This window comes from Rhizobium sp. AC27/96, from assembly GCF_001692325.1.
In the GTDB taxonomy this organism is placed as follows: domain Bacteria; phylum Pseudomonadota; class Alphaproteobacteria; order Rhizobiales; family Rhizobiaceae; genus Rhizobium.
This window is the reverse complement of the sequence record NZ_LXKN01000052.1, coordinates 1-7,811: the sequence shown is the minus strand read 5'-3', so window position 1 is coordinate 7,811 and position 7,811 is coordinate 1. Positions and strand designations below refer to the sequence as shown.

Here is a 7,811-nt window from a genome sequence, read left to right as displayed (position 1 = left end):
GTGTGACGAAATATCGTTATACCGTTCTGAACAACCACATCGTTCTCGTTGATCCGCACACACGGACAATCGTCGAGGTAGTTCAGTGAGAACACGACTACATGCCCCTGAATAGTGGAAGACATGATGGTTATGTCTACGCGTGACCGAATGATCGATCGCTTCGGAAGCCGCTGTTTCGGCCACGCCGCCACCGCGGAAACACTTGTGCCGCCGACTGGCCTGTCGGCGGACGCGTCGAGCCCGTCCTACCTCCGCCTTTGAAATCGCCGATGTGGGATCGCCGGCTGAGCCACGACCGTCTTATGATTGGAACATTGTCGCTGCTGACTGGTTTCGCTCGCTCAACGATGGAGATGATGATGGCAGACAAAAGCGACGATACTGGCAGAGTATGGGATCTGGTCGACAAGATCGGATTTTGCATGCTTACGACGAAGACTAACGGCGATTTGCGGGCGCGGCCGATGGCGGCGCACGCAGAGCGGATCGAGAACGCAATATACTTCCTGACAGATGCCGCCAGTCATAAAGACGACGAGATAGCTCGCGCTCCGAGCGTCTGCCTTGCCTTTGCCGATTCGAAGGGCCAAAAATACGTCTCGATATCTGGTGCCGCTGAAGTCTTGAACGATCGGGAGAGGGTTAAGGAACTATGGGCCACACCTGCCAAAGCGTGGTGGAACAATGCCGACGACCCGTCCATCCGCGTGCTCAGAGTGACCCCTTCCTTCGCCGAATACTGGGATAGTCCTGGCACAGTGATCAGCTATATAAAAATGGCCGCGGCGGCTGTCAGCCATTCGCGCCCGGACATGGGCACTAACGCCAAGATTGAGATGTAGACAACCTCGCAGGCTGATTAAGATCGGGGTTGGCGGGATCGTTATACATCAACGTCGATTGCCGAGCGCTCGATCAATCGCTGCGACTATCTGGTCAGGAAGCGCCGCCTTGCGCAAAGGGTCGCCGTTGGCAAAAGCTGCTTCCCCCTCGTGAGTAAAATCCGCCTCTCCAGATGAAGCAGTGGCCGGTTGGATGCTGGCCGCGATCCAGGAGCGCGTAGGCGAACGCAATCTTTATGGCTGGCGTAGGCTTGGGGAGATCGTCGATACAGCCGTGCACGAACTGCGGTTGTCGGAACAGGCGTCGCTGCATTGAGCTGTCGACGGGCTGCTCGCTACAGCAAGTCTGATGGACTGACCAATTCACCTTCTTTGGTGACGATGGTCGACCCATATATCTCACGCGAGGTGACGATCAACGCGTCATCCGGCAATGAACGGGCAAGATCCTTCGCCTTTTCCCACGGCGCGGTCATCCAGATGTCAGCCGCTTCCTTGGTCAGCAGCAGAACCGGCATCGCCTTGTCGTGAATGGGTTTGACCAGATTGTTCGGATCAGTCGTCAGAAACCCATAGAGGTCATCGGTCGTCGGCCCATCCTTGACCTTTCTCACCGATGTCCATTGCGAAACATGAATGCCGGCAAAGAACATGAGCGGCTTGTTTTCGTCACGCGCAAACCAGGCGTTCGGCACATTGCCGCCATCCTGCTGGCTTGCCGGATCAGGCTCAGCAAAGCTGGTGACCGGGACAAGGCAGCGGTTCTCGACGCCGAACCAACGCCTCCAGTGCGGAAGCTTCAGATTGCGAACGTTGGTGACGCCGCGATCGACCTGCTCACGCACCAACTCCTCGAAATCAAACTCCTTGCCCTTCGCCCTGAGTTTCTCAGCCTTGCCTTGCGCTGCCTTCTCAAGGACGAACCTCGGCGAGGGAAGGCCCCAGCGCGCATGGACGAGCTGCTTCTTGCCGTCCGCGGTGTTTCGGACGATCGGTCCCATTTGGCCCGGGTTCATCTGATAGGCCGGCATCAGGTTGATCAGGCTCTCGGCGTCCTGAGCCCACTTGTTCACCCAGTCCTTGTCTTCCATGCGGTAGAGGTTGCACATCGGCGATCCATCCCCCTTGAAGCTTGCGGGCATCGTAACCGACGAAACGCCGGAATGCCAACGGGCGGAACTTGCAGGCTGAGAGACGGAGATTTTTTGACGCCGTCCGTCAACGGACATTGGAAGTCATGTCCATGATTCCCAATGCGAATCTTAAAGTCCACTAAAATAGAGGGATAATATTCCTATTTCGGGTTACTTGACTCGCGACTCGAAACGGAACAGACAGTGAACATATAGACTTGACCAATACAATGTCGATACCCGCTCGATCGGGCAAGGACGCGTGAATGATGACTGCAGCCCGTGACAGGGTGATATCCGATCTGAAAGACCGCATTGCCTTACTTGAAGGGAATGCCGCCAGAAAGATTGGCTGTCTCGCCTTTGGTATCGCGGAGATCGATGCGACGCTGCCGGGTGGAGGCCTTGCCTATGGCGCCGTCCATGAATTTGCCGGCGGTGGGGCAGGGGTCGTAGACGGTGCGGCCGCTGCCCTGTTTGCCGCAGGCATTGCGGCGCGAACCAAGGGAAAGGTCGTCTGGTGTCTGACGCGGCCGGACCTGTTCTTTCCGGCATTGGCGCAGGCTGGCCTTCATCCGGATCGCGTCATCTTCGTCGAGGCTGACCGGGAGGCGGACGTTCTCGCATCGATGGAAGAGGCCTTGGCCTTTGGCGGGCTTGGCGCCGTCGTCGGTGAGATTGTGCGGTTGCCGATGGTTGCCTCCCGCCGCCTACAGCTGGCGGCGGAAAAAACCGGAACGATGGGTCTGGTGGTCCGGCGCTGGCGCCGGCAGACGGAGGCATCGGATTTCGGGCAGCCGACGGCATCGACGACGCGGTGGCGGGTGAGTGTGTTGCCGTCGGAGGAATTGCCGGTTCCAGGCGTCGGGCGGCCGCGATGGCTTCTGGAACTGATGAGAGTGAAGGCGGGTGAGTGCGCTGAGTTTGTCGTAGGAGCGTGCGATGCCACGGGTCGTATCCATCTATCTGCCGGATCTGCCGATCGAGCGGATCAGGCGCATGGATCACGCAACAGAATTATCGCCTGACAGACCGCTTGTCCTGATCACCAGAAGCGGCTCCAAGCGCGTGGTGTCGGCTGCCGACGATAAGGCCAGGCAAGCCGGCATCCGCGTGGGCATGCCGGCCGCCAAGGCGCAAGCCATGGTGCATGGCCTGCAGTTTGCCGATGCGGATCCGTCCGCCGACGTGGACGCTCTTAACCGGATCGCGCTCTGGGCTTTGACGCAATATTCCCCGATCGTTGCGGTCGATGGCACGGACGGCATCGTCATGGATACGCAAGGCGCCGATCATCTCCAGGGTGGGGAGCTTCGCATGCTCACAGGGATCGCCAACCGTTTTAGGGCGAGGGGACTGACCATCCACGCGGCGATTGCCGACAGCTGGGGAGCGGCACATGCCTGCGCGCGCGCCATCGATCGCGAGGTCGTCATCATTCCCACGAGCGAGATCTTCCGTGCCGTCGAACGGCTGCCGATCTCGCGCCTGCGGTTGCCGGCAGAGATCGTCAGCGATTTGCACACGCTCGGCTTCAAAACCATCGGCGAGTTGTCGGCGACGCCGCGGGCGCCATTGGCGCTGCGCTTCGGCCCGGAGATCGGCAGGCGTCTCGACCAGATGTTCGGCCGCGTCTCCGAGCCGATCGATCCGATCCGGGCGCCGGAGTGGATCGAAGTCAGCCGCGCCTTTGCCGAACCCATTGGTGCGGCGGAAACGATCGACAAATATGTCGGCCGACTGATCATCAAGCTGGTTGCCGAACTGCAGCGCAAGGGGCTCGGCGTCCGGCGGGCCGACCTGATTGTCGAGACCGTCGACGGTACCAGACAGGCGATCCGCGCGGGAACGGCCAAACCTGCCCGCGATGTCGCCTGGCTGACCAAGCTGTTTCGTGATCGCACCGAGACGATCGAGCCCGGTTTCGGCATCGAGAAGCTGACGCTGGTTGCCGTCATGACCGAGCCTCTTGGAGAAGAGCAGCGGTCGTCCCTGGTTGATGACGGCAGTGAGGACATCACCTCCTTGATCGACACCTTCGGCAATCGCGGGCAGCGCGTTTATCGCATGGCGCCTGTCGCATCCGATGTGCCCGAGCGCAGCATCCGCCGGATCTCGGCGGCAGCCGAAGACGTCACTGAAACCTGGGTGCATCACTGGCCAAGACCCGTGCGGCTATTGGCAAGACCGGAGCTGATCGAGGTCATCGCGCTTTTGCCGGATCATCCGCCTGTTACCGTCACATGGCGTGGCAAGCGCCTGCGGGTGAAGCGCGCCGACGGCCCGGAGCGGATCTTTGGCGAGTGGTGGACCCGAAGCTCGGAATTCGAGGCGATCCGGGATTATTTCGTGATCGAGGATGAGACCGGTGAACGTCTGTGGATTTTTCGCTCCGGCGACGGTGTCAACCCCGGCACAGGCTCGCACCGCTGGTTCCTGCATGGGATATTCGCATGAGCTATGCCGAGCTGCAGGTCACCACCCATTTCTCTTTCCTGCGCGGCGCCTCGTCGGCCGACGAGCTGTTTCGGACGGCAAAGGAGCTCGGTATCACGGCGCTTGGCATTGCCGACCGCAATTCGCTCGCCGGCATTGTCAGGGCTCTGGAAGCGTCACGCGCCACCGGCCTGCGTCTGGTCGTCGGCTGCCGGCTCGATCTGGTCGACGGCATGTCTATCCTGGTCTATCCCACCGATCGCGCCGCCTATTCGCGCCTCACCCGGCTTCTGACGCTCGGCAAGAAGAGGGGCGGCAAGGCCAAGTGCATCCTGCATCTCGAAGATGTCGCCCTCTATGCCGAGGGTCTGATCGCCATCCTGGTTCCCGACCTTGCCGATGAGACCTGTGCGGTTCAGCTGAGGAAGCTCGCTGGCATCTTCGGCGATCGCGCCTATCTTGCGCTCTGCCTGCGCCGGCGACCGAACGACCAGATGCGGCTGCATGGGCTTTCGAACCTGGCAGCCCGCTTCAAGGTCCGAACCGTCGTCACGAACGACGTCCTCTTCCATGAACCGTCGCGCCGGCAGCTGCAGGATATCCTCACCTGCATTCGCAGCAATACCACGATCGATGACGTCGGCTTCGAACGCGAGAGGCATGCCGACCGCTATTTGAAGCCGCCGGATGAGATGGAGCGTCTCTTTCCGCGCTATCCGGAAGCACTCGCCCGCACGCTTGAGATCGTCGAGCGCTGCAAGTTCTCGCTGGAGGAATTGACCTACCAATATCCGGAGGAGGCGATCGTTCCCGGCAAAAACGCCCAGGAATCCCTTGAGCACTATGTCTGGGAATGCATCCCGAACCGATACCCTGAGGGTTTGCCGCCGTCGGTGCTGAAGGTGATCCGCCACGAACTCGATCTTATCCGCACCATGAAATACGCCCCCTATTTCCTGACGGTGTTTTCGATCGTGCGCTATGCCCGCAGCCAGGGCATTTTATGCCAGGGGCGGGGATCGGCCGCCAACTCCGCCGTCTGCTATATCCTCGGCATCACCTCTATCGATCCCGAGACCAACAACCTGCTCTTCGAGCGCTTCGTCTCCCAGGAGCGTGATGAACCGCCCGACATTGATGTCGATTTCGAGCACGAGCGGCGCGAGGAGGTGATCCAATGGATCTACAAGACCTACACCCATCAGAAGGCGGCTCTCTGTGCCACTGTCACGCGCTACCGTGCCAAGGGAGCGATCCGCGATGTCGGCAAGGCGCTCGGCCTGCCGGAGGACGTGATCAAATCCCTGTCGTCGGGCATGTGGTCGTGGTCCGACGAGTTGGTGACCGACCGCGGTCTGCGTGAGCTCAATCTCAATCCCGACGATCGACGACTTGCTCTGACGTTGACGCTGGCCCAGCAGCTGATGGGGGCGCCGCGCCACCTCGGCCAGCATCCAGGCGGTTTCGTGCTCACCCATGACCGGCTCGACGATCTCGTGCCGATCGAGCCGGCGAGCATGGCCGACCGACAGGTGATCGAATGGGACAAGGACGACGTCGAGGCGCTAAAATTCATGAAGGTCGATGTGCTGGCGCTCGGCATGCTCACCTGCATGTCGAAGGCATTTTCGCTGATCGAGAAGCACAAGGGCAGACCAATCGACCTTGCCGGTATCGAGCAGGAGGATCAGGCGACCTATGCGATGATCCGCAAGGCAGATACGCTCGGCACCTTCCAGATCGAAAGCCGCGCCCAGATGGCGATGCTGCCGCGGATGAAGCCGCGCACCTTCTACGATCTCGTCATCCAGGTGGCGATCGTCCGACCCGGCCCGATCCAGGGTGACATGGTCCATCCCTATCTGCGGCGCCGGGAAGGTAAGGAGGAGGTCATCTATCCGACCCCGGAGCTCGAAGCCGTTCTCGGCAAGACGCTTGGTGTGCCGCTGTTTCAGGAGTCGGCGATGAAGGTGGCGATGGTCTGTGCTGGCTTTACCGGCGGCGAGGCCGACCAGTTGCGCAAGTCGATGGCGACCTTCAAGTTCACTGGTGGTGTCTCGAAGTTCAAGGACAAACTCGTTTCCGGCATGGTCAGGAATGGCTATACGCCGGAATTTGCCGAAAAGACCTTCTCTCAGCTGGAAGGCTTTGGCTCGTACGGTTTTCCGGAGAGCCACGCCGCAAGCTTCGCCCTGATTGCCTATGCTTCCTCTTACGTGAAATGCCACTATCCCGACGCCTTCTGCGCCGCGCTTTTGAACTCTCAGCCCATGGGGTTTTATGCCCCGGCCCAGATCGTCGGTGACGCCCGCAAGCATGGTGTCGAGGTGCGGCCCGTCTGCATCAATCGCTCACGGTGGGATTGCAAGCTGGAGCCGGTCGAAGGCAGTGACCGCAACGCTGTTCGTCTTGGCATGCGCATGGTCCACGGGCTTGCTGCGGTCGATGCTGCCCGCATTGTTGCCGCCCGGGCCGACCAGCCATTCGACAGCGTCGACGATCTCTGGCGGCGATCTGGCGTGCCGGCGGCATCCCTCGTCGAGCTTGCGGAGGCGGATGCTTTTCTGTCGTCGCTCAATTTGCAGCGCCGTGATGCGCTCTGGGCGATCAAGGCGCTGCGTGATGAGCCGCTGCCTTTGTTTGCGGCGGCTGCCGAACGCGAGCACAAGACAATCGCCGAGCAGCAGGAGCCTTCCGTCAGCCTTCGCCAGATGACCGAGGGCCATAATGTCATCCACGATTATAGCCACACGGGGCTAACTCTGCGCCAGCATCCGCTGGCCTTTCTGCGCAAGGATCTTGCCACCCGCAATATCATCACCTGCGAGGAGGCCATGTTGGCGCCTGATGGCCGCTGGCTGATGACCGGCGGTCTCGTGCTTGTGCGTCAGAAGCCGGGTTCGGCCAAGGGCGTCATGTTCCTGACCGTCGAGGATGAGACGGGGCCAGCCAATGTCGTTGTCTGGCCGACACTCTTCGAGCGGCGCCGGCGCATCGTGCTCGGCGCTTCGATGATGGCGATCAACGGCCGTATCCAGCGGGAAGGGGAGGTCGTGCATCTGATCGCCCAGCAGCTCTTCGATCTGACAAGCGATCTGTCTGGCCTTGCCTATCGCGATGAAACCTTCAAGCTCCCGACCGGCCGCGGCGACGAGTTCGCCCATGGGACGCCCGGTTCACCTGACTCGAGGGAGCGAGCTATCATGAAGGCGCGCGAGATCTATGTGCCTGATCTGCACATCGATACGCTCAAGGTGAAATCCAGGAATTTTCATTAGGCTGTTGGTCCGCATTGGGACGATATCGTTGAAAAACTCGACTGATTTTCCGCTCGTCCTCCCGTTTTTGCCTTTTTGGACGGCGGGCTATGCGTTTTCGATCCCCGCGCCTCGGCGCA

General features: G+C 60.5%; 6 protein-coding genes. 5 read left to right on the top strand and 1 reads right to left on the bottom strand.

The annotated features are described in order from the left end of the window. Positions 1–2 precede the first annotated feature (2 nt). The gene (locus A6U86_RS36190) at positions 3–89 is read left to right on the top strand and encodes a DUF1236 domain-containing protein (RefSeq protein ID WP_083197007.1); all 87 of its coding nucleotides are present in this window, start codon (positions 3–5) and stop codon (positions 87–89) included. A gap of 273 nt (positions 90–362) precedes the next feature. Then, positions 363–845 (top strand): pyridoxamine 5'-phosphate oxidase family protein, encoded by a 483-nt coding sequence (locus tag A6U86_RS27670; RefSeq protein WP_068398086.1) that lies wholly within the window; start codon positions 363–365, stop codon positions 843–845. Positions 846–1,180: 335 nt separating this feature from the next. On the opposite strand, the gene A6U86_RS27665 is transcribed toward A6U86_RS27670, so the two are convergent. Then, entirely contained in the window at positions 1,181–1,954 is a 774-nt protein-coding gene (locus tag A6U86_RS27665; protein ID WP_068398084.1) for an SOS response-associated peptidase, read from the bottom strand. Positions 1,955–2,247: 293 nt separating this feature from the next. On the opposite strand from A6U86_RS27665, the gene A6U86_RS27660 reads away from it, so the two are divergent. The 3 genes from A6U86_RS27660 to A6U86_RS27650 are packed head-to-tail and all read left to right on the top strand — an operon-like array spanning position 2,248 to position 7,692. Beyond that, the gene (locus A6U86_RS27660) at positions 2,248–3,006 is read left to right on the top strand and encodes an ImuA family protein (protein ID WP_068398081.1); all 759 of its coding nucleotides are present in this window, start codon (positions 2,248–2,250) and stop codon (positions 3,004–3,006) included. Beyond that, positions 2,921–4,435 carry a DNA polymerase Y family protein gene (locus A6U86_RS27655; RefSeq protein ID WP_083197006.1) on the top strand — a complete coding sequence of 505 codons (1,515 nt, stop codon included), beginning with the start codon at positions 2,921–2,923 and terminating at the stop codon, positions 4,433–4,435. Before A6U86_RS27660 ends, A6U86_RS27655 begins: the two co-directional genes overlap by 86 nt. Beyond that, positions 4,432–7,692: an error-prone DNA polymerase gene (locus A6U86_RS27650; RefSeq protein ID WP_068398076.1), complete on the top strand. Its 3,261-nt coding sequence runs from the start codon at positions 4,432–4,434 to the stop codon at positions 7,690–7,692. Before A6U86_RS27655 ends, A6U86_RS27650 begins: the two co-directional genes overlap by 4 nt. Positions 7,693–7,811 lie beyond the last annotated feature (119 nt).